Annotated in this window: 19 protein-coding genes; 7 read left to right on the top strand and 12 right to left on the bottom strand. The window is 60.5% G+C overall.

Annotated elements, in window-relative coordinates; all coding sequences use genetic code 11:
• Nucleotides 1-191 precede the first annotated feature (191 nt).
• Nucleotides 192-659 (top strand): Lrp/AsnC family transcriptional regulator, encoded by a 468-nt coding sequence (locus BMY73_RS05570; RefSeq protein WP_062381778.1) that lies wholly within the window; start codon nt 192-194, stop codon nt 657-659.
• A gap of 374 nt (nt 660-1,033) precedes the next feature.
• Complete coding sequence (locus tag BMY73_RS05565; protein ID WP_092405629.1) at nt 1,034-2,176, top strand: M14 family metallopeptidase; 1,143 nt, start codon at nt 1,034-1,036, stop codon at nt 2,174-2,176.
• A 99-nt stretch (nt 2,177-2,275) separates the two neighbouring features.
• Here the strand turns inward: BMY73_RS05565 and BMY73_RS05560 are convergent, their stop codons facing one another.
• Both BMY73_RS05560 and BMY73_RS05555 read right to left on the bottom strand, forming a co-directional pair.
• A complete protein-coding gene (locus BMY73_RS05560) occupies nt 2,276-2,812 on the bottom strand; it encodes a cytochrome b (RefSeq protein WP_092405627.1) in 537 nt (178 codons plus the stop codon).
• The gene (locus BMY73_RS05555) at nt 2,809-3,894 is read right to left on the bottom strand and encodes a catalase family peroxidase (RefSeq protein ID WP_092405625.1); all 1,086 of its coding nucleotides are present in this window, start codon (nt 3,892-3,894) and stop codon (nt 2,809-2,811) included. The genes BMY73_RS05560 and BMY73_RS05555 overlap by 4 nt, the downstream gene beginning before the upstream one ends.
• Nucleotides 3,895-4,086: 192 nt before the next feature.
• Between BMY73_RS05555 and BMY73_RS05550 the strand changes: the two genes are divergently transcribed.
• Nucleotides 4,087-4,599 carry a sigma-70 family RNA polymerase sigma factor gene (locus BMY73_RS05550; protein ID WP_062381785.1) on the top strand — a complete coding sequence of 171 codons (513 nt, stop codon included), beginning with the start codon at nt 4,087-4,089 and terminating at the stop codon, nt 4,597-4,599.
• Nucleotides 4,596-5,354, top strand: coding sequence for an anti-sigma factor family protein (locus BMY73_RS05545; RefSeq protein WP_062381786.1), 759 nt, complete (start codon nt 4,596-4,598; stop codon nt 5,352-5,354). Before BMY73_RS05550 ends, BMY73_RS05545 begins: the two co-directional genes overlap by 4 nt.
• 386 nt (nt 5,355-5,740) lie before the next feature.
• On the opposite strand, the gene BMY73_RS05540 is transcribed toward BMY73_RS05545, so the two are convergent.
• From BMY73_RS05540 to BMY73_RS05530, 3 genes are all read right to left on the bottom strand, one after another.
• The gene (locus BMY73_RS05540; protein WP_092405623.1) at nt 5,741-7,339 is read right to left on the bottom strand and encodes a hypothetical protein; all 1,599 of its coding nucleotides are present in this window, start codon (nt 7,337-7,339) and stop codon (nt 5,741-5,743) included.
• Between the two features lie 119 nt (nt 7,340-7,458).
• The gene (locus BMY73_RS05535; RefSeq protein WP_092405621.1) at nt 7,459-9,360 is read right to left on the bottom strand and encodes a propionyl-CoA synthetase; all 1,902 of its coding nucleotides are present in this window, start codon (nt 9,358-9,360) and stop codon (nt 7,459-7,461) included.
• Nucleotides 9,361-9,466: 106 nt separating this feature from the next.
• Entirely contained in the window at nt 9,467-10,672 is a 1,206-nt protein-coding gene (locus tag BMY73_RS05530; protein ID WP_062381790.1) for an MFS transporter, read from the bottom strand.
• Between the two features lie 106 nt (nt 10,673-10,778).
• Here BMY73_RS05530 and BMY73_RS05525 point away from each other — a divergent pair, with 106 nt between their 5' ends.
• Both BMY73_RS05525 and BMY73_RS05520 read left to right on the top strand, forming a co-directional pair.
• Entirely contained in the window at nt 10,779-11,327 is a 549-nt protein-coding gene (locus tag BMY73_RS05525; RefSeq protein ID WP_062381792.1) for a TetR/AcrR family transcriptional regulator, read from the top strand.
• A 59-nt stretch (nt 11,328-11,386) separates the two neighbouring features.
• On the top strand, nt 11,387-12,673 hold the full coding sequence (locus BMY73_RS05520) for a leucine-rich repeat-containing protein kinase family protein (protein WP_092405619.1): 1,287 nt from the start codon (nt 11,387-11,389) through the stop codon (nt 12,671-12,673).
• 100 nt (nt 12,674-12,773) lie between these two features.
• Here BMY73_RS05520 and BMY73_RS05515 read toward each other — a convergent pair whose 3' ends face one another.
• Nucleotides 12,774-13,475 carry a YebC/PmpR family DNA-binding transcriptional regulator gene (locus BMY73_RS05515; RefSeq protein WP_092405795.1) on the bottom strand — a complete coding sequence of 234 codons (702 nt, stop codon included), beginning with the start codon at nt 13,473-13,475 and terminating at the stop codon, nt 12,774-12,776.
• A 338-nt stretch (nt 13,476-13,813) separates the two neighbouring features.
• Between BMY73_RS05515 and BMY73_RS05510 the strand changes: the two genes are divergently transcribed.
• A complete protein-coding gene (locus tag BMY73_RS05510) occupies nt 13,814-15,742 on the top strand; it encodes a type VI secretion system Vgr family protein (RefSeq protein ID WP_092405617.1) in 1,929 nt (642 codons plus the stop codon).
• 41 nt (nt 15,743-15,783) lie between these two features.
• Here the strand turns inward: BMY73_RS05510 and BMY73_RS05505 are convergent, their stop codons facing one another.
• From BMY73_RS05505 to BMY73_RS28250, 6 genes are all read right to left on the bottom strand, one after another.
• Complete coding sequence (locus tag BMY73_RS05505) at nt 15,784-16,557, bottom strand: enoyl-CoA hydratase (RefSeq protein ID WP_062381799.1); 774 nt, start codon at nt 16,555-16,557, stop codon at nt 15,784-15,786.
• A 93-nt stretch (nt 16,558-16,650) separates the two neighbouring features.
• Nucleotides 16,651-17,838, bottom strand: coding sequence for an acetyl-CoA C-acyltransferase (locus BMY73_RS05500; protein ID WP_092405793.1), 1,188 nt, complete (start codon nt 17,836-17,838; stop codon nt 16,651-16,653).
• Nucleotides 17,839-17,874: 36 nt separating this feature from the next.
• Nucleotides 17,875-18,642, bottom strand: coding sequence for an SDR family NAD(P)-dependent oxidoreductase (locus BMY73_RS05495; protein WP_062381802.1), 768 nt, complete (start codon nt 18,640-18,642; stop codon nt 17,875-17,877).
• Nucleotides 18,643-18,941: 299 nt separating this feature from the next.
• Nucleotides 18,942-19,613, bottom strand: coding sequence for a TetR/AcrR family transcriptional regulator (locus tag BMY73_RS05490; protein ID WP_092405615.1), 672 nt, complete (start codon nt 19,611-19,613; stop codon nt 18,942-18,944).
• Between the two features lie 174 nt (nt 19,614-19,787).
• Entirely contained in the window at nt 19,788-20,675 is an 888-nt protein-coding gene (locus BMY73_RS05485) for a DMT family transporter (protein WP_092405613.1), read from the bottom strand.
• Nucleotides 20,676-20,722: 47 nt separating this feature from the next.
• Nucleotides 20,723-20,887 carry a hypothetical protein gene (locus BMY73_RS28250; RefSeq protein ID WP_162770511.1) on the bottom strand — a complete coding sequence of 55 codons (165 nt, stop codon included), beginning with the start codon at nt 20,885-20,887 and terminating at the stop codon, nt 20,723-20,725.
• Nucleotides 20,888-20,947: the final 60 nt, after the last annotated feature.

Raw genomic sequence — 20,947 nt, 5'->3', positions numbered from 1 at the left:
GAATGTGGCGAGCAACGGCGCCAGGGGCCTCGTGAGCCAAGGGCCAGCAGCTCGATCGCCGGGACGGTTCAACCCGACGCTCACAGGCCAAATACTGCCTGTGCCGGACAGGCTTTTTCTTTCTAAATCGGCCGAAATCTGCTCATATCCTGCATGCCTGTTTCATTTAAAGAATAAAAAAGGGTCAATTCATGCAGGTCAAACTCAGCCCCATCGATCGCAAAATACTTCGTCTACTTCAGCACGATGCCGACCTCTCCGCCGCCGAGATCGCCGAGCGGGTGGAACTGTCGCAGTCGCCGTGCTGGCGCCGGATCAATCGTCTGGAGGAGGAAGGCGTCATCGAGCGCAAGGTCGCCCTGCTCAATCCTGCGAAACTCGGGTTAACGATGACAGTGTTTGTCGACGTGAAGTTATCCGGGCACGGCCGGCGCTATCTGACGGAGTTCGAAGAGGCAATCATCGGTTACCCCGAGGTGTTGGAGTGCTACACGATGGCGGGCGACATGGATTTCATGCTCAAGGTGGTGGTGCAGGACATCGCCAGCTACGAGCGATTTCTGCGGGACCACTTGCTACAAAGCCCACACGTTCAGGAGGCGCACTCGAACATCGCCATGAGCGTGGTCAAGCGCACGACCGAACTGCCGATTGATTAGGAAATGTTGCAGGGAAACGAAAAAATGGCGCGGCAATGCAAAAACCATTTGACGTGCAAATGATAATGATTATTATTGAGCGCAATCGGTCGCGAGACCGATGGGTAACCCGGAAGCTTTGGTCGGCTTGCGGATTATCTCCTCATCAGGCTAATCACGGTTTTTGACCCGGCTTCTCGCCGGGTCTTTTTTTTTGCCCTCGAAGGCTCCGCCTATCAGGGCCTCGCATGGCCCAAAGACAGAACAATCTGTCGCGGACCGCGCTGCCGATCCGTGTAAAGTACCTGCCATAACAGCCCAGCGTGGCCGTCCGGCTTGCCCGGGCCCGCCGCCCGATGGCCTCGATTCGGCATTAACGTACGCAGGACTTTTCCGTGACTCAGACCGCCCTTTCCATCACCTCTGATTTTGACAGCGGCAACATTGTCGTGCTCGACGCGAGCAACCCGCAGAACGTGCAACTGGCCATCCGCCCGGACACCCGCAGCCCGCACTTTCAGTGGTTCCACTTCAAGGTCGATGGCATGCAGCCTGGGCAGCCACACGCATTCAGCCTGAGCAACGCCGGCGAATCCAGCTACAACCGCGCATGGACCGGCTATAACGCCGTGGCATCCTACGACCAGAAAACCTGGTTCCGCGTCCCTAGCCACTTCGATGGCAAGGCGCTGAACTTCAGCCTGTCGCCGGAACAGCCGCAGGTCTGGTTCGCTTATTTCGAACCATATAGCCGCGAACGTCACGACTGGCTGATTGATCAGGCGCTGAACAAGGCCGGTACCGAGCTGTTGGCCACCGGCAAAAGCGTCGAAGGGCGTGACATCCCACTGCTGCGCAAAGGCGACGGCGCTGAGGGCAAGCGCAAGATCTGGATCATCGCGCAGCAACATCCCGGCGAGCACATGGCCGAATGGTTCATGGAAGGCGTGATCGAGCGGCTGCAAGAGAACGATGCCGAGCTGCAAGCGCTCCTCGCTTCGGCCGACCTCTATCTGGTGCCGCACATGAATCCGGACGGGTCGTTCCACGGTCATCTGCGCACCAACGCACAAGGCAAGGACCTCAATCGTGCCTGGCAGGACTCCACGCCGGCGTTGAGCCCCGAAGTGTTCTTCGTCAAGGAGCAGATGGCGAAGTATGGCGTGGACATGTTTCTCGACGTGCACGGCGACGAGGAAATTCCTTACGTGTTCACGGCGGCGTGCGAAGGCAACCCCGGGTACACCGACAAGCAAAAGGAACTGGAAGCCGACTTCCGTACCCGATTGAGCGGCATGACCAAGGATTTTCAGACCCGCTATGGCTACCCGAAAGCGGCGCCGGGCCAGGCCAATATGAATCTGGCCTGCAACAGCGTCGGCGAGCGGTACAAATGCCTGGCGCTGACCCTGGAAATGCCGTTCAAGGACAACGACGACGCACCGGACGCGCTCACCGGCTGGTCGGGCAAGCGCTCCATGCAACTGGCGCGCGATGTGCTGACGACGCTGGGGCAGATGGTGTCGGTGCTGCGCTGATGGGTGCTTGAACCCGATCAGCTGTTCAAGCACCGATAGGACGCAGCGAATGCGGTGAGTCAGTGACGATTGACGTCCGGGCCCACCGCTCTCCTTTCTCTATTTCCCCCGCAGCATGCTGTCCAGTACCTCGTCCCTTCTGACCCAGCCATGAAACAGCGCCGCCGCCAGGTGCATAAGGATGGTCAGAAAAAACAGATACGCCAGATACCGATGCGCCGTGCGCAAGAACGCGAAGGTTTCTGCATGCGCGGCGACAATCGACGGCAGGCGCACTGAACTGCTGAGCATCACGGGATCCCCGGCCGCCGAAATCATCGCCCAGCCAATCAGTGGCATCGCCAGCATCAGCGCGTACAGCAGATAATGCGAGAGCTTGGCCGCGAGTGCCTGCCAGGCCGGTAGATCTGCCGGCAAAGGGGGTTGCTGTGTGCTGAAGCGCACGATCAGGCGCACGATGACCAGCACCAGTATCGCGATGCCCAGCGGCTTGTGCAGGTTCAACAGCCATTCGTGCCGCTCGGAGATCGAAGCGACCATGCCTGCGCCAATGAACAGCATCGCGATGACCATCAATGCCATCAACCAGTGAAGCGCGCGGGCCAGCGGCGCGAAATGCGAAGTGGGCGTTGTCATGGCTGTTTCTCCTGTGCAGGCGCGGCTTTCAACTGATCGACTTCCTGGGTGCGACGCATGTAAGAAGCCGCGTACGCAGCCGAGCGTGCTGCCAGCAAGGGGTCGTCGGAACCTTCTATACCGCTGGGCAAAATCAGTGGATCGAAGTTGATGTCACGGCAGTTGCCATCCAGCTGAGAGCTGTCGCCGTCAATCACCAGCGTCCCCGCGTTGACGGTCTTGTGGTCGCCGGTCCAGGCCTTCGAGGCGTCGTTGGTCGGGTCTTGAGCGTTAGCCAGTGTCAACACCAGGTTCCAGCGCTGCGGACCACTCGCCAGCTTCTGACTCAGGTCCTGTTGCAGATAGTCCTTGGCATCCGGCGCGGGTGCATCGCCCTTGGCCTCCGGCACCAGGCTCCAGCGCACTGCCTGACGCTTGCCCTGGGCGTCGACCAGCACGAAGGCGTTCACGCTGTTATAGGTTTCAGTGACAAAGCTCGCCGACGGTTTTGCGGTCTTGACCCACGCCAGGAATGGCTGGGCTTCAGGGTGAGCGGCGAAGAATGCCGGGGGCTTCGCGGGATCCGGCTTGCCGGTCTTCGGATCGGGCGCGGTGGCTTTCAGTAGATCGACAAAGGCCTCAGGCGTGCCCACCGGAAACACCGGCATGCTGTTCATGCCGGTACGCCATTGCTGGCCATCGGGTTGAGTGAACTGAACCGCAAAACTGCGGATGGGGGCCGCACTGTCCGGCGAGTAGGGATTGCCGGTGGGCAGCGCCAGGCGTCCGATCACCGGGGTGCGACCACTGGCGAACACTTGCGCCCTGGACAGCGAGGCCGCTGCGCCGTTGCTGTCAAAATAACCCGCTACGCAAATCCCTTTCGGGTGGTTGCGGCGATAACCCGGGTGGACACCGTTGCTCTGCTCGAACACATTCACGACGCGGGCCGGGGTCAGGCGCTGGGGATCCAGACTGCCATTGACGTAGGCGAACGCGCCGGCAGCAATCAGCACCACAAGGCCGATGCCACCCATGCGGGCGAGTTTCTCAGCAGGGGTCAACGGGGGCTTGCGGTGATGCGGTGGCTCACGGTCAATCATCGGTCACACTCCGGGCCTTGGGCCTCTATAAAAAAAGCGCATTGACAATGCGGTACAGTCCGACGCGCCTGGCGCGTGTTTATTCCGCCGCACAATATTTATTTTTCAGGCAATGGAATAACCTGCACGGGCATGCGTCTGTCTGGTCACACGATCTGAAACGATCCCGCTGATCGACCTGGAAGCTCCCCCATGAATGATGTCGACGATCAATTACGAGAGTTACTGCCACGAATGCGTCGATTTGCGGTGTCGCTGACCCGTGACTACAGCAGCGCGGATGACCTGGTGCAGTCGACCCTGGAAAAGGCCCTGTCGGCCTGGTCCAGCAAACGACCAGAGGGCGACCTGCGCGCCTGGCTGTTCTCCATTCTTTATAGGCAATTTCTGGACGCTCATCGACGTTCGCGTCGATACAGCCGCATGCTTGAGCTGTTCACCGGCGGGAAGGAAGATCACTTCGAACCGTCCGTGGAACGCACCGTCGTGGCGCAAACCACCTTGCAGGCGTTCGAACGTCTGAATACCGAACAGCGGGCCCTGCTGCTCTGGGTGTCGGTCGAGGGTCTGAGTTACAACGAAGTGGCGGCCATTCTCGATGTCCCCGTAGGGACCGTCATGTCCCGCTTGTCTCGCGCGCGCCAGGCGTTACGCCTGCTCAGCGAAGGCGAAATCACCACCCCTGCCTTGCGGATACTGAAATGATTACCTTGCCTCCCAGCGAACGTGATTTGCATGCCTACGTCGACGGTCAGCTCAACGACGCCGATCAACAGACGATGGAAACCTATCTGGCGGCCAACCCTGAACTGGCAAAACAGGTGCTGGCCTGGCAACTCGACGTGCAGAACCTGCGCGCGGGGCTGAGCGGCGATCTGCACCGCCCCATGAACCCGGAGCTGGATCCTGCGTACGTTCGTCAGCGCCTGCGCCGTAACCGCACCCGTCACTTCGCTACCGCTGCGGTGTTGTTGGTTGCCGTCGGTATCGGCGGCCTGAGCGGTTGGCAAGCGCGCGAGATGACCCTCGCCAGCGGTACTCCGCCCATGGCGGACGCGGTCCAGGCCTACCGAATGTTTGCCGTCAACGACAACATGGCCACTGACTGGAACACCGGTAAACCGAACAACGTGCAGGTGTGGCTGGACAAGAACTTTGCCCGGGCCAATCGGTTGCCGGATCTCGAGTCCGCGGGATTCAAACCGGTTAGCGGTCGTCTGACCAGCACCGAACAGGGCGCTGCGGCGATGGTGGTGTACAAGGATGCGCAAGGCCGCACGTTGAGCTTCTACATCCGGCCACCGGCCGAGCGCAACCATCTGCTGCCAAGAGGTTCCCGCCGTGATGGCGAATTGCAAGCTGATTACTGGTCAGGTGGCGGCTACAACTACGCCATGATCAGCCCGGCGGACGATCCGGCGGCGCAAGCGGCACGACTGGCGTTGAAACAGCCCATTTAAGGTATGACGCGCTGGATCAGGGACATCAACGGTGCCAGACCTGCCGCATTCGCCAGCAAGCCGGCTCCCACCGGTCTGGGCCTGACACAGGTTCGTGCGTCGACGCGAATCCTGTGGGAGCCGCTGGAGGTTACGACAGTGGCGAATGCGGTGGGTCATTCAACATATCAGTGTCTGACCCGGCGCATTCGCCAGTTCAAGCCGGCTCCCACAGGTCTGGGCCTGACACAGGTTCGTGAGTCGACGCGAATCCTGTGGGAGCCGCTGGAGGTTACGACAGTGGCGAATGCGGTGGGTCATTCAACATATCAGTGTCTGACCCGGCGCCTTCGCCAGCAAGCTCGCTCCCACAGGTCTGAGGTCTGGACACAGGTGTGAGCATCAACTCAGCCTCTCAGCCTGGCGGGATCGCTTTGCAGCAGCACCTTGTCCTGAATGTCGGACAGCGTGTCTTTCAGCCAGGAGACGCCGCGCCCCAACTTCGCTTGCTTGTCCTGCTGCAATGCCTGATTCAGTACGCCAAGCAGGTTTTGTGTCTTCGAGGCCTTGAGCGGTGTCGTCTTGTCCTCTTCCAGATGCCCCAGCACGTATCGGGAAATCCGTGTGGACTGGCTCGCCGACTGGCTGATCGATGCGTTAACCAGGGCGCCTTTCTCATACCCGATGCTGGCCCTGGAGCTCGCCTGATCATTGATCTGGAAATACTGGTAATTCTGAGAGTTTGGGTCGGTCGTGAGGTCCAGCTTCTGGCCTGGCCACAGGGGCTTGTGGTAGCTGGCCACCAGATGCGATTGCTGCTCCTGGACGAGAGTGCGGTTCAACTGATCGCGGCCTTTGGTCTCTGTCGATTGCGACACGTCGTAAGCGAAAGAATCCAGCTCACCAGGGCGTGCCGGGTTGCCCTCCTTGCTTTTTTCGGCCACCGAGGCGCTGAAGTCGGCAAGGCCGGTGAGCAGGCTGTGATCTGTGTCGGTCAGCTCGATCGAGTTGACGGTCTGGGGAGCCGTGGCCACACGAGCCGCGGGATAGTGACCGTGCAAGGTCGTGAAGGCATCCTCGAACATCGACAACAATTGTCGATCGCCATCTCCCCGTTTACGTGCCGCTTCGATCTGGTTCATGTACCCCTTGAGCGCTTTGGCCTGCTGCTCGCCGTCGCCGATGATCGCCGCATTCTTCAGGTCAACCGACAGACTCAGATCGCCTGCCGCACCACTCATGCTCACTGAGCGCCCGTCGGCGTCAGCATGCAGCACCAGGGTCTGCGTGCTGTCATCGTTGAGTTTCAGGCGCGTGTTCAGGTCAACCGAAGCGAATACGTTCGAGTCAAACTGAGTCAATGCCTCCAGTTTGAGTGTTGGCGGGTTTCGCGTCAGGCCGTCGATAGCGGATTGAAAGCCGTCGGCCATCTTGCCCAGCGCTGCGAGTTCATCGCCACTGAGCTCACCCCCGCTCACCTGAGCCTGCACCGCGAGCCCGTCGTCCTGACTGGTCAAGGTCAGTTGTACGGTTTTACCACTGGCGGTTCTCAGCGTCAGGCTGATCGCATTTTCGGCCGAAGTGCTGTGCAGTTTCGCCTGTGCGGCCTCCAGCGCAGCGGGCTCGAGGGGACGGCCGGTGGTCGAACGGATGACTGACTGAGAAATACCTTGGTTGGTCTGTGCCAACTGGTTCAACAGCGAGGCCCCCAGCCCCTGGAAGCGGCCGGCACTGGAGGAACTGCCAAAATTACCGGTCATGTTCAGCGAGACATTGTCCTGCTGCGTGTATTCCCAGACAGGCGCAATACCAGGGTCGGCGATCAGGCCTCGTGCGGTGTAAGTCTGTACGTCGATGACGCTGGTATCTTGCCCCAGCGACACGACCGAGGACGGGGAAGTCGGGCTATTGATCGAGTTCGCTGTCTCGCTGATGACCTGTGGCGGGGTCATCGCTTTGGCAACCACCAATGGCTGCGTGGCCGAGATCGAAGAAATCGCTGTCATGGCAGCTCCATGCTCAAGTGGATCGTATTTTCCTGCCCCCTGTGTCGGCTGCCTGCGGGGTAACTTTAGCGAGAACAAAGCAGGACACCCTTGGACGCCCTGCCCGTTTATACGGCCTGCTAGCTCAACGCCTCGGCAATTTCCGCCAGAATCGCGGGATCATCGATGGTTGCCGGGATGCTGTAGGGCTGGGCGTCGGCAATATTGCGCAATACCGCGCGCAACGTTTTACCGGAGCGGGTCTTGGGCAGGCGCTTGACCACCACCACCCGGTTGAAACAGGCCAGCGCGCCGATGTGTTCGCGAACGCGCGCGATCAACTCGAGCCGGACCTGTTCAGCGTCCTGCTGAACACCATCCTTGAGGACGACCAGCGCCAGTGGCACCTGGCCTTTGATCTCGTCATGCACGCCGATGACTGCACTCTCCGCCACTGCGGGATGCTGGCCGACCAGATCCTCCATTTCGCCGGTGGACAGCCGATGACCCGACACGTTAATGACATCATCCGTGCGACCCATGATGTAAACGAAGCCCTCGTCGTCGACATAACCGCCGTCGCCGGTGTTGTAGTAACCAGGGAACGCCTGCAGGTACGCCTGTAGATAGCGCCCATGATCGCCCCAGAGGGTCTGGCTGCACCCCGGCGGCAACGGCAACGCGATGACGATCGAACCCTGTGCTCCGGGCTTGAGCAAATGCCCTTCCTCGTCCATGACATGAACCGAGAAACCTGGCACGCCACGATTGCTCGAGCCTGGCGCCGGTAAGTGTCCTTCCAGGCCCAGGCACGGCGCGGTGACCGGCCAACCGGTTTCGGTCTGCCACCAGTGATCCAGCACCGGTTTTCCGGTTAGACGTTCCAGCCATTGGTGGGTACTGGAATCCAGCTTTTCACCTGCCAGAAACAGGTGTCGGATTGAACTCAGGTCGCGCCCCTTCAGCAATCGACCCTCCGGGTCTTCCTTGCGAATGGCCCGAATGGCCGTGGGCGCGGAAAACAGAGCGTTGACCCGATATTGCTCGACGATGCGCCAGTACGCCCCGGCGTCCGGGGTACGAATCGGCTTGCCCTCATAGAACACCGTCGTACACCCGGCCATCAGCGGTCCATAAACAATGAGCGTGTGCCCCACCACCCAGCCAACGTCGGAAATGCCCCACCACACATCGCCCGCCCGCATGCCGTACACCTGATTCATGGTGTAGAGCATCGCCACCGCATGTCCGCCGTTTTCACGAACGATGCCTTTGGGCTTACCGGTCGTGCCAGAGGTGTACAGGATATAGAGCGGGTCCAGGCTCGACACCGGCACCGGATCAACCGGTTCGGCGCCCCGCAGGCCCTGCTCCCAATCCAGGTCCCTGCCTTCCTGCATCAGCGCAACCGCCTGCGGCCGCTGCAAGACCAGGACCTGTTCGGGCGGGTGTTTCGCGAGCGCCAGCGCCTTGTCCACCAATGGTTTGTAGGGAATGACCCGGTCGAACTCCAGCCCGCAGGACGCCGTCAGCAACAGCGCTGGCTTGACGTCGTCGATCCGCAACGCCAACTCGTGCGGCGCGAAGCCGCCGAACACCACCGAATGCACCGCCCCGATCCGCGCGCAGGCCAGCATCGCCATGGCCGCTTGCGGGACCATCGGCATATAGATGATGACGCCATCGCCCTTCGTTACGCCCAATTGGCGGAGCAAGCCGGCGAGGCGCGCCACCTCGTCGCGCAATTCATTGAAGGTGTAGATCACCTGATGCCCGGTGACGGGAGAATCGTAGATCAGCGCTCGCTGTTCGCCTCGGCCCTGTTCAATCTGATAATCCAGCGCCAGATAACACGTGTTGAGCTCGCCATCGGCAAACCAGCGGTGGGTACCACCGGGCAGGGTTTGAAGCGTGTTCTCCGGTGAGCGAAACCAGGCAACCTGTCGCGCCTGCTCCGTCCAATACTGCTCAGGCTCGGCAATGGAACGTCGGTGATGCTCGGTGTAATGCGCACTCGCGCCGGTGACTTGACTGTCATTCATCCGTGGATCCCTGTGATTGTTTTTATGAGGGCTGACACACAGAAATGAAGGTAGCAGAACCACCACGGGGCGCCATCGCCACCCCATCGTCGGCAGGCCAGATACGTCAGGTCGCGTTGGCTTCGCCCGAACGTCGCCACAACAACCCCGCCAGGGCCAGTAATGCCAGCACCACTACCACCGAACCGTACACATTGGTGCTCACGATCAGGCCTTCGGTTTTGACCGCCAGGCCTGCGAGCAATGACGGCACACAGAAGGCCAGGTAGCTGAGGGCCAGAAACGCCGACATCAAACCTGCCCGCTCATGGGCGTGCGCCATTGGCAACAACAAACGTAACGCCCCGAGAAAACTCGCGCCGAAACCGATACCCGCCACCACAGCGCCGGTGAAAAACAACCAGAGCCATCCCAGATTGACCGCGAGAAGGATGACCGCAACCCCTGCCGCCAGGAAGCTGCACCCCACCAGCAATGCCAACCGTGGCGCCCTCAAACGCAGGTTAAGGATCGAAATCGCGCCGCTGATGGTCAACGCGGCCACCGCCAGACCGCCATTGACAACCGACGTGGAGCCGGTGGCCGCCGCCAGCAAAGAAGGCGTCAGCGACAGAAAAAATCCGCCCAGCGCCCACGCCGCGATGTCGGCGGGCAATACCAGCAGTAACATTCCGCGCGCCTGCGCAGGCACGAACAACGTAGGCTTGAGCGTATTGAGGACACCCGGTTGGGGCGTCACCGTCTCCGCTACGCGCAGCAGATACACGGCTTGAACCAGAAATGCGGCGAGCAGCAGCGCATACGCCAACAGCATCGGCAGTGGCGCAAATTCGACCAGCACACTGGTGCCCAACGCACCGAGCGCCATGCCGAACATTGGCGCGATGCTATTGATCAAGGGGCCCTGGTTCTGGTCGGTATCGAGCATGGCAGCGCCCAGCGCACTGGTGGCGATCCCGGTCGCGATGCCTTGCAGTATCCGCGCGGCGATCAGCCAGCCGACGTCGCTCGCGCCCATGAACAGCAGCATCGACGCACTTTCCAGCAACAGTGCGGCGAAGATCACCGGGCGACGGCCGAGGTAGTCCGACAATGAGCCGAATACCAGCAGTGTCCCGAGCAGACTCAAGGCATAGACGGCAAAAATCAGCGTCAGCAGCGCGGAAGAAAATCCCCAGGCCTGCTGATACACATGGTAAAGCGGTGTAGGCGCGCTGGATGCGGCAAAGAAGCACAACATGACAAACGCCAGATAACCCAGGTGCCCCTGCTTCCGGCCATCGACTTGCGGGTTCTGCAAAGAATCAGACACGAGTACACTCTCCCGAAAAAGCACGCTACAAAAGCCAAAACTTAGCTTTAGGGAGTGTGCGAGCAGAATCCGCTTAAAGCAAATACTTTGTGTTAAGGTCCGCTCCATGGCTATCAAAGAAGGCATTCGCACCGGCGGCCGCAGTGCCCGTGTGCAGACATCGATTCACGCGGCGGTTCGCGACCTGCTGCAGGAACAGGAACGTTCTGCACTGAGCGTGCCGATGATCGCCGCGCGGGCCGGCGTCACCCCCTCGACCATCTATCGTCGTTGGGGCGACCTCACCTCCTTGCTGGCCGATGCTGCGGTCGAGCGTCTGCGCCCGGATGAGCCGGTGGACTGCGGCAATCTGCGAGACGATCTGCGCACCTGGGTTGAGGTCTACCTGGAGGAAACCAGTTCGGCCCCCGGCCGCGAGATGATGCGGGACGTGGTCGCCAGCAGCGCGACCCTGTGCTCTGGCAAGTGCCTGAACATCGTGCGCGATCAATTGCAGATCATCATCGACCGTGCGCAGGCTCGCGGTGAACGCAGCCCGGATGCGGACGAACTGATCGATGCGGTCGTCGCGCCCATGGTCTATCGCATCCTCTACGCCGAATCGGCGCCTACCCTCGAACGCATGCATCAATTGCTGGATCGCTGCCTCGGGTAAGCATGTCGCCCGTCAAATCGTTATGATGGCGGGCCCTTGGTCATTGGTGTCTTATCTCCATGCACACTCTTGCAGACCTGCGCGCCGGCAAGCTGGCGGGCATCAAGCGGCTGGACCTCAGCTGCGGCCTCATTGAATTCCCCGATGACATTTTCAGCCTCAGCGACTCGCTGGAGGTGTTAAACCTCTCCGGCAATCTGTTGAGCGAACTGCCGACGGACTTGTACCGGCTCAAGCACCTGAAAATTCTGTTCTGCTCCGACAATCTCTTTACTCGCCTGCCTGAAGCGCTGGGCCGATGTGAACAATTGTTCTTCGTGGGCTTCAAGGCCTGTCGCATTCGTGAAGTGTCGCCACGCTCCCTGCCCCCGCACCTGCGTTCACTGGTGCTGACCGGGAACTGCATCGACTCGCTGCCGGAGGAGTTGGGCCAGCACACGCACCTGCAGAAGCTGATGCTGGCTGGCAATCGCCTGCAAAGCCTTCCCGCGTCCCTGGTGGCATGCCAGCGGCTCGAACTGGTGCGTCTGGCGGCCAACGACATTCGCCAGCTACCGGCGTGGTTGCTGAACATGCCGGCACTGGCATGGCTGGCGTTTTCCGGGAATCCGCTGAGCGACATCCATGTCGAGGAACCGATTCGCCAGATTCCCTGGCACCAGTTGTCGCTGCATCACGTGCTGGGCGAAGGCGCTTCAGGCGTGATCCAGCAGGCTGAGTGGCGGGATGAAGACGGCACGGTCCAGGAGGTCGCGGTCAAGCTGTACAAGGGCGACTTGACCAGCGATGGCTCACCGCTGAAGGAAATGGCAGCGTGCATTGCGGCCGGCCAGCATCCCAACCTGATCCCCGTGCTGGGACAAATCTGCGGCCATCCACAGCACGCACAGGGACTGGTCATGACGCTGATTCCACCGCGTTTCAGTACACTCGCCCGTCCACCGAGCCTTGAGTCCTGCACACGCGATGTCTACAACGGCACACGCCTGTCCCTGCACACCCTCACGCGAATGGCCGCTGGCATCGCCTCTGCGTGCCGCCACTTGCACGCCCGGGGAATCACTCACGGCGACCTGTATGCACACAACATCCTCTGGGACGAAGACGGCAACAGTTTGCTGGGCGACTTTGGCGCCGCGGCGTTTTATCCGGACAAACGAACAGGCGAAACCCTCGAACGCATCGAGGTGCGGGCGTTCGGCCTCTTGCTCGGAGAATTGCTGGCATGTTGCGATGCGGCGGAGGAACACATTGCCGAATTGAGCGCGCTTCAAGCGCGTTGTGTGCAGCCAGACCTGAACAGTCGTCCTGACTTTGCAGAAATCGAGCGCTGCCTTCAGGCCTGAGGATCCAGTCGGGCGATCCGGACAGTATTCAAACGACCTGCGGGAGCGAGCGAGTTCGCCCCCGCAGGTGTCATTCAAGCATTCTGAGGCGAGTCGCCGATCAGCCGGCCAACCCGACGTAGACGTTCTGCACGTCGTCATGGCTGTCGATCGCTTCCAGGAAGGCTTCGACCTCAGCCATTTGCTCGTCGCTCAGGCCTTCCACCGGGTTTTTCGGGCGGTAGCCGATCTTCGCGGACTCAACCGTAAAACCGAATTCCGGCAGCGCCTTGCACACGGCGTCCAGGTCAGTCGGCTCGGTGTAAAACAGTGTGACGCCTTCATCGCCGGCCTCAACGTCCTGCGCGCCCGCCTCGATAGCAGCCTCTTCAGGGTCGGCCTTGCCATCACCGGCGGCCTCAATCATGCCCAGATGATCGAAGTCCCAGGTGATCGAACCCGCCGCCCCCATTTGACCTTTGCGGAACAGCACACGGATCTCGGCAACGGTGCGGTTGACGTTGTCGGTCAGGCACTCGACGATCAGCGGCACCTTGTGCGGCGCAAACCCTTCGTACGTCACCTTCTCGAAATGCACATGCTCGCCGGTCAGGCCAGCGCCTTTCTTGATCGCACGCTCAAGGGTTTCACGGGGCATGGAGGCTTTCTTCGCCTGTTCGACGACCAGGCGCAACCGGGCGTTCATCTCGGGATCAGCGCCGGAACGCGCGGCAATCATGATTTCCTTTGACAGCTTGCCGAAGATACGCCCTTTGGCGTTGGCTGCTGCTTCTTTGTGTTTGACCTTCCACTGTGCGCCCATGATTGCTCTCTTGTTCCGATGGCGATTGACCGTTGCGGTCAGCCCGGCATGGCGCGCCGGACCGATAACGGTGAATGCTGAAAAAGGGTGACCGATGATGACACGCCGATGCGGGAGCATGGCGACCGGCGCATTTTATACGCGATGACGACAGATGAAACCCCCGGTGTGCTGCCGTCGATCAAACCGGGGGCCATAAGTTTCAGGGAAAACGCCACAAGTTGCCTCAGGATATTCAAACGGAGCGTGTAGTCCGCTTCCGAAAATTCCGCAGCCGCCCTATTGCTCCACGCGTTTTCGTACCCTCTGCACCTCGAATTTTCAAGGTGACACAGCCGATGCGCGAAGACCCGCACGTGACAATGACCCTGGCCATCGCCAACGGCCCGAGCAATCTGCAGGTCATCGGCGTCAACGGTCGGGACCGATTGAATGCGCCCTTCTGCTTCGATATCGATCTGGTCAGCCCCGACCCTGACCTGGACTGCGCCGCGCTCCTGCAACTGGACGCCTGGCTGCAACTGGGCGTGACCACTGGCAACCCCCACGGTGTCCATGGGCAGATTCACAGGATGCACCGCCTGCACCGCGGTCAGCCCCTGAGTCTTTACCGCTTGCGCTTGATGCCCGCTTTGCAGCAGCTTGAGCATGCCGTGCGCCGCCGAACCTTCAACGGCATGAGCGTCCCGCAAATCATCACCTGCCTGCTCGACAATCACGGTCTGAGCGAAGATTACATGCGCTTCGATCACCTGTTCGGCGTCTACCCCTCGCGCGAGCACTGTGTGCAATACGATGAAAGCGACCTGCACCTGCTGTGCAGGCTGTGCGAGGAAGAAGGCATCAGTTTTCGCTTCGAACACCATCCACAGCGCCATACGTTGGTGTTTTCCGATGACCCGGCCGGCTTCCCCGAGTGGCCACAGGCCGTCGAGATCGATGACCTGGCCGAGCAACTGTCAGTCCGCACGTGCTACAGCAGCCACGCGGGCGAGCTGTATGTCCCTGCAACCTTTCCAGGCCCCTTGGCTTCCACCCAGGCCGAGAATCACTCCCTGTGGATGCCGTCCAACTCAGGTACGTTCCGCGGACAGGGCCACCAGCAGGTCAGTAGCCGGCAACTGGAACGCTTACGCTGCGAACGACGGGAAATCATGGGGAGCAGCCGCCATCCATGGTTGCGCAGCGGCGGTGTGATGCGGGTCGATGGGCATGTTGATGCGCTGCTCAACGACCAATGGCTGATCACGGATGTGCAACATAGCGGCAAACAGCTGGCGCCTCTTCAGCGTTGCCCGACCTTGAATGTCATCCAGATCCTTCATGCCATCGTCGAAACCGGTGAGTCGTGCGCGCCCGTCAGCGCAGCCCGGATGCGTCAGACAGCACTGGAGAAACCGGCGCTGGGCCGATACTTCAATGCCTTTCAGGTGATTCCATGGGTGATGCCGTTTCGCCCGTCGCAGGAACATCACAAGCCCTGCCTGACCGGCGCACATCCCGCGACACAAACCCAGGACGGCGCCGACAGGATGGGTCGCATAAAAGTGCGCTACGACTGGCAACACCGAGACGTCAAGCAAGGCGGCGAAGACAGTTGGGCCCGCATCACCAGCAACCTGAGGCACTGCGTGGCAGGCTCTCGGCTAAACGTCAGCTTCTTTGAAGGCGATCCGGATCAACCCGTGGTGTGCAGCAGCCTCGATTCTGACGCAGACGACACTCATTTGGGCCGCACACTGCGTCTGGAGGGTTTCGAACAGGACAGGGCCACGTCAGTCATCCCTCTACGGCCTGGCCAACACGTGCGCGTCGACAGCCCGATCCCCCTCATCCTGCGAAGCCCTCATGCCACGCTCAGCATCACCGAGACCGGCATTGATCTCTCACCCTCCGGGCTGGCCGAGGGCGCGCCCGCGGTGGCACCACTCAAGCAAGACGGATTCGTCCATGACCTGCAACTGGTCGACCCCACCCAGCCTATGCGGCCCTTGCCGTACTGCATGTGGTACATCGTTCGTATGCCGGATCCGGATTTGGCAAAACTGGCCCGCATTGCCCCCGAAGACATCCTCTTCGAAGGCACCACGGACCTCAACGGCTGGCTAGGCTTGAGCCCGCCCGAGTTTTCACGCCTCCTGGACCTGCATCGTGGGGGTGACGACTCATTGTGCCTGGTGCATCCTGGGCATTGCCGGACGCTGCGCAGTTGTTTTCAGCTGACGCCTGCTATGCCGGTCAGCGCGGCCACAAAAAGCGACTCATAGGCGTCGCTCAATGGACACCGGCAAGCCAGGCCTCTCGATCCTTAGCGGTGCTTGAACGTCGGTTCACGTTTTTCGATGAAAGCCGCCATGCCCTCCTTCTGATCCTCGCTGGCGAATGCCGCATGAAATACCCGCCGTTCAAAGCGGATACCTTCGGCAAGACTGACTTCAAAGGCCCGGTTAACGCTTTCCTTGACCATCATCGCCACGGGCAATGACTTGGCTGCGATGGTCTGAGCGACCTTCAACGCCTCTTCAAGCAATTGGTCCTGCGGCACAATGCGCGCCACCAGTCCCGCACGCTCGGCTTCGACCGCGTCAATCAAGCGGCCCGTGAGGCACATTTCCATGGCCTTGGCCTTGCCCACCGCGCGGGTCAACCGTTGAGTGCCGCCCATCCCTGGCAGCACGCCTAACTTGATTTCAGGCTGGCCGAAGCGGGCGTTGTCGGCCGCGAGAATGAAGTCACACATCAGCGCCAATTCACAACCACCACCCAGCGCAAAGCCGGCGACTGCCGCGATGATCGGCTTACGCCGACTCGCCACGCGGTCGCTCTCGCTAAAGAGGTCGTCGAGGTAGATCTGGGGGTATTTGAGTTCTGCCATTTCCTTGATATCAGCGCCCGCCGCGAACGCTTTTGCCGAGCCGGTAAGGACGATGCAGCCGATATCTCTGTTGCTTTCCAGCTCATCGAGTGCATGGTTGAGTTCGCTGATCAATGCTGAATTCAGGGCGTTAAGCGCCTCTGGTCGATTGAGCGTGATGAGCGCAACACGACCTCGAATCTCTGTAAGAATAGTTTCGTAACTCATTGTATTTATTCCATTATTAATTATTCATACTCGTTCAAGCGATATATGAAACGACTTTAACTAATCGCCGCAAATAATTGATTTAGAAGCCCTTCATATGATTTCCAGCGCCATTGCCGTCGCTTCGCCACCCCCGATGCAGATGGCCGCGACGCCACGATGAAGCCCACGCTGCTTTAATGCAGAAATGAGCGTCACCAGAATCCTTGCACCTGACGCACCGATGGGATGACCCAATGCACAAGCGCCGCCATTGACGTTGACCTTCTCATGCGGCAACCCAAGTTTGCTCATCGCGACCAGCGCCACCACGGCGAACGCTTCGTTGATCTCGAACAGATCGACCTCAGTCAGTGCCCAGCCGGTCTTGCGCATGAGCGCCTCAACAGCGCCGATCGGTGCCGTCGGAAACAGCCCTGGCTTATTCGCGTAACCGGAATGCCCTCGGATTACCGCCAATGGCTTCAGGCCCCGGCGCGTGGCTTCAGACTGCCGCATCAGGGTCAACGCCGCCGCGCCATCGGAAATTGAACTGGCGTTGGCAGCGGTCACGGTGCCGCCTTCGCGGAAGGCCGGTTTCAGCTCAGGGATCTTGTCGAGCCGTGCCTTGGGTGGCTGCTCGTCCTGGCTTACCGTTTTCTGCTCTTTGCCGACCGTCACCTGCACGGGGACGATCTCCGCCTCGAAGCGGCCCTGTTTCATCGCGTCCTGGGCGCGAGTCAATGATGCGACGGCGAACGCATCCTGCGCCTGACGGCTGAACCCTTCGAGCGACGCGCACTCTTCGGCGAAGGTGCCCATCAACCGCCCTCGCTCGTAGGCGTCCTCCAGGCCATCGAAAAACATGTGGTCGATGATCTGACCGTGGCCCATGCGGTAACCGCTGCGAGCCTTGTCCAGCAGATAAGGCGCGTTGGACATACTCTCCATCCCGCCTGCGACCACCACCTCAGCGCTGCCCGCGAGCAACAGGTCGTGGGCCATGATCGCTGCCTGCATGCCTGAACCGCACATTTTGTTCAGCGTCGTGCACAGCGTCCCGTTGTTCAGCCCCGCGCCCAACGCCGCTTGCCTGGCGGGAGCCTGCCCCAGCCCTGCGGGTAACACGCAACCGAAGAGCACCTGCTCGACGTCCGCCGCGCTGATTCCAGCGCGCTCAACCGCCGCGCGAATGGCGGCCGAACCCAGCTGCGGCGCAGTGAGGCTCTTCAGATCGCCCTGAAACCCGCCCATGGGCGTGCGAACAGCGCTGACGATGACCACCGGGTCTTCGATCGGCATTTGGCGTTTGTTCAGTGACATGGGGCTTCTCCTCGATCAGCGCGCAGCCATGCGCAGGGCGCCGTCAAGACGGATCACCTCGCCATTGAGCATGCTGTTTTCGATAATGTGACGTGCGAGTGCAGCGTATTCATCCGGCCGGCCGAGCCGTGGCGGAAACGGAACCCCGGCCGACAGGCTTTCACGCACTTGCGGGGTCATGCCCGCCATCATCGGGGTTTCAAAAATACCGGGCGCGATGGTCATGACCCGGATGCCGAAGCGCGCCAGTTCCCTCGCGGCGGGCAGCGTAAGGCTGGCGATGGCGCCCTTGGAAGCCGCGTAGGCCGCCTGTCCGATCTGGCCATCGTAGGCGGCAACCGACGCGGTATTGATAATGACACCGCGCTCCCCCCCTTCATCGGGGCTGCCTTCGGCAATGGCTGCCGCCGTCAGGCGCAACAGATTGAAGCTACCCACGAGGTTGACGTTGATGACACGACTGAAGCTGTCGAGACCGTGAGGACCTTCCTTGCCGAGGATTTTTTCCGCACCGACGATACCGGCGCAGTTGATGAGGCCATTGACCTGCCCGAACTCGACCAGCGCTTTCTCGACAGCCGCCTTCGCGGCGCTTTCCTGGGTAATGTCGGTGACACTGGCGCGCGCACCGGCGCCGAGCGTTTGAAGCTGGCTGTCGAGCGCCTGGGCGTTAACGTCGACCAGCATGACCCTGGCGCCTGCCTCGATCAGCATCTGCGCCGAGGCCGCGCCCAGGCCGGATGCGCCGCCACTGACCAGAAATACCTTGCCTTCGATTTGCATGATGGTGTTTTCCCTGCACTGTTTTTCTTGTGTTTTGCATAACGGTAGCAGCGAAATACTCCGCTCTGTCGCCTCGAGGGGCAATAGTCAAAGCGCGCACAGGACGTGGTGATTTTAGACAGTCGTGGGTGAGGACTGACGCCTCGCGCCGCAATGCCGCTGCGCAAGTGCAAGCCTGTCACGGGCAGGATAAAGTTCGCCGGATGGGCGCGATGAATACCGTTGCGTTGTGTTGCGCCGACGGTCAGCGTATCGGTCAGGGCATTGCCGAAGGACAGGAGACGTCGAGCGAGGCTCGCTTATGGCACCAGGTAACGCATCACTGCATCGCTGATCATCGCCTTGTGTCGCGCCTTCACGTCCAGGTCTTCCAGCTCGATCTGGAAAATCTCCGAAAATGTATGGCGGTTGGACACGCGATAGAAACAGAAGGCGCTGATCAGCATGTGCAGGTCGACCGCCTGCACGCCTTTACGGAAAACGCCTTCCTGTTCGCCTCGACGCAAGGTCTCATCCAGCGCCTGCAACACGTGCTGACTCAACGCACGAATGGTCGGAGACTGTTTGACGTTGTCGCCATTGTGGATGTTCTCGATGCACACAATGCGCACGAAGTCGACGTTACGATCATGGTGATCAAAGGTGAACTCGGCCAGACGCTGGATCGCCGCCATGGGCTCAAGTACGTCCAGTTTCAAACTGCTCTCGGTATGACGGATGTCGCCGTACAGCTTCTCCAGCACTTCGCTGTACAACTGCTCCTTGCTATTGAAGTAGTAATAGATCATGCGTTTGGAGGTTTGCGTCCGTTCAGCGATGGCATCAACCCGCGCGCCCGAAAGTCCTTGGGCCACGAACTCCGCGATGGCAGCCTGAAGGATGCCGTCACGGGTTTTTTCCGGATTGTTCTTGCGGCTCTTGCGCGGGGCCGCTACGGCCGCTTCGGCAAGGGTGTCGTCGACAGTATTCATGCGTTGCTCACGACCACGTTGGAGTCGCGCGATTATGAGCCGCACCGCCACGTTAAGGAAGTGGCATATGCCAGTATGCCGCCCTTACTTCAAAGACGCGCGCCGCCTTCTTCACCCGCCACAAGGGCCCCGACGATGCATTTCATCACCGCAGCATGCTCGATCCAAAAAAATCTACCCGCCCTTCTTGCGCTGCTGCCACGCCGCCGCCAGCCCGCTCAGGCAGATGATCGCGATCCCCGCCTGTGCCGTCAGTGAAGGCGCATGGTTGAACACGATAAAGCCCCACAGCCCGGCAAACACGATCTGGCAATACCCGAACGGCGCCAACAAGGCAGGCGCCGCGAAGCGGAACGCCTGGGTCAGCATCAAATGCGCAACCATCCCGCACGTGCCCAATGCCAGCATGAACGGAATGTGCTTCCACTCCGGTGACTGCCAGAAGAACGGCACGATGGCACTCATCAACAAGCTGTTGAACAACCCGGCGAAGAAGTTACTGGTAGTCGGGCTGTCATGCGCCGCCACCAGGCGCGTGAGCAACTGGTAGCAGGCAAAGCACAACGCAGAACCCAGTGGCAGCAGCACGGCGGGGGTAAACAGCTCTCCCCCCGGGTGCACGATCACCATGACCCCGCTGAACCCCACCAACACGGCGATCCACTGCCCGCGGCTGACCTGCTCCTTGAGCAACGGCACCGACAACGCCGTGACCAGCAGAGGCGCAAGGAAGTTGACCGCTGTCGCTTCGGCAATGGGGATGAACATCAACCCGCTGGTGAACAGCAGGCTGGTTCCCAGCAAACAGGCCGCGCGCAGCGCCTGCAACCCGGGACGCTTGGTACGCAAGACCCGCAATCCCGAGGACGGCATGAAGATGCAGGCCATCAACGCGGTGTGCACTACGTAACGAACCCAGACCACCATCATGATCGGGTAGATGCCGGACAGGTATTTGGACAAGGTGTCGTGACTGGAAAACAGGAAAGTCGCCAGGACGATCAATGCGATGCCCTTGAGCGGTTTGTTGACGCCGGAGAGCGGCGTGCTGGTGGTACTCATCAGCTTTCCTTTGGCCTTGCGTGAATGCGTTCTCGCGCCGCTGCCGTTTAAAACATCGGGATAGACGGGGAAAGAATATAGAAGGCGTCGTCAGATAACCAAACATTGATGAAACATTCAGTTGTTTTTTTGAACACCCGGTCACGCCAGGCGCCTACAGCGAACGGCCTGTTTTTGCCGCTCACGACGATGAGCCTGGCGATGTCGGGCACCAGGCTGCCTGGCGCGCCAACTTCGCAAAGCGCGCCATGGAGCGGAATCAGAGATGGGAA

The organism is Pseudomonas sp. NFACC02 (genome assembly GCF_900110765.1).
Lineage (GTDB): Bacteria > Pseudomonadota > Gammaproteobacteria > Pseudomonadales > Pseudomonadaceae > Aquipseudomonas.
Note: the sequence above shows the minus strand (reverse complement) of the source record. Positions and strands in the feature narration are given on the sequence as shown.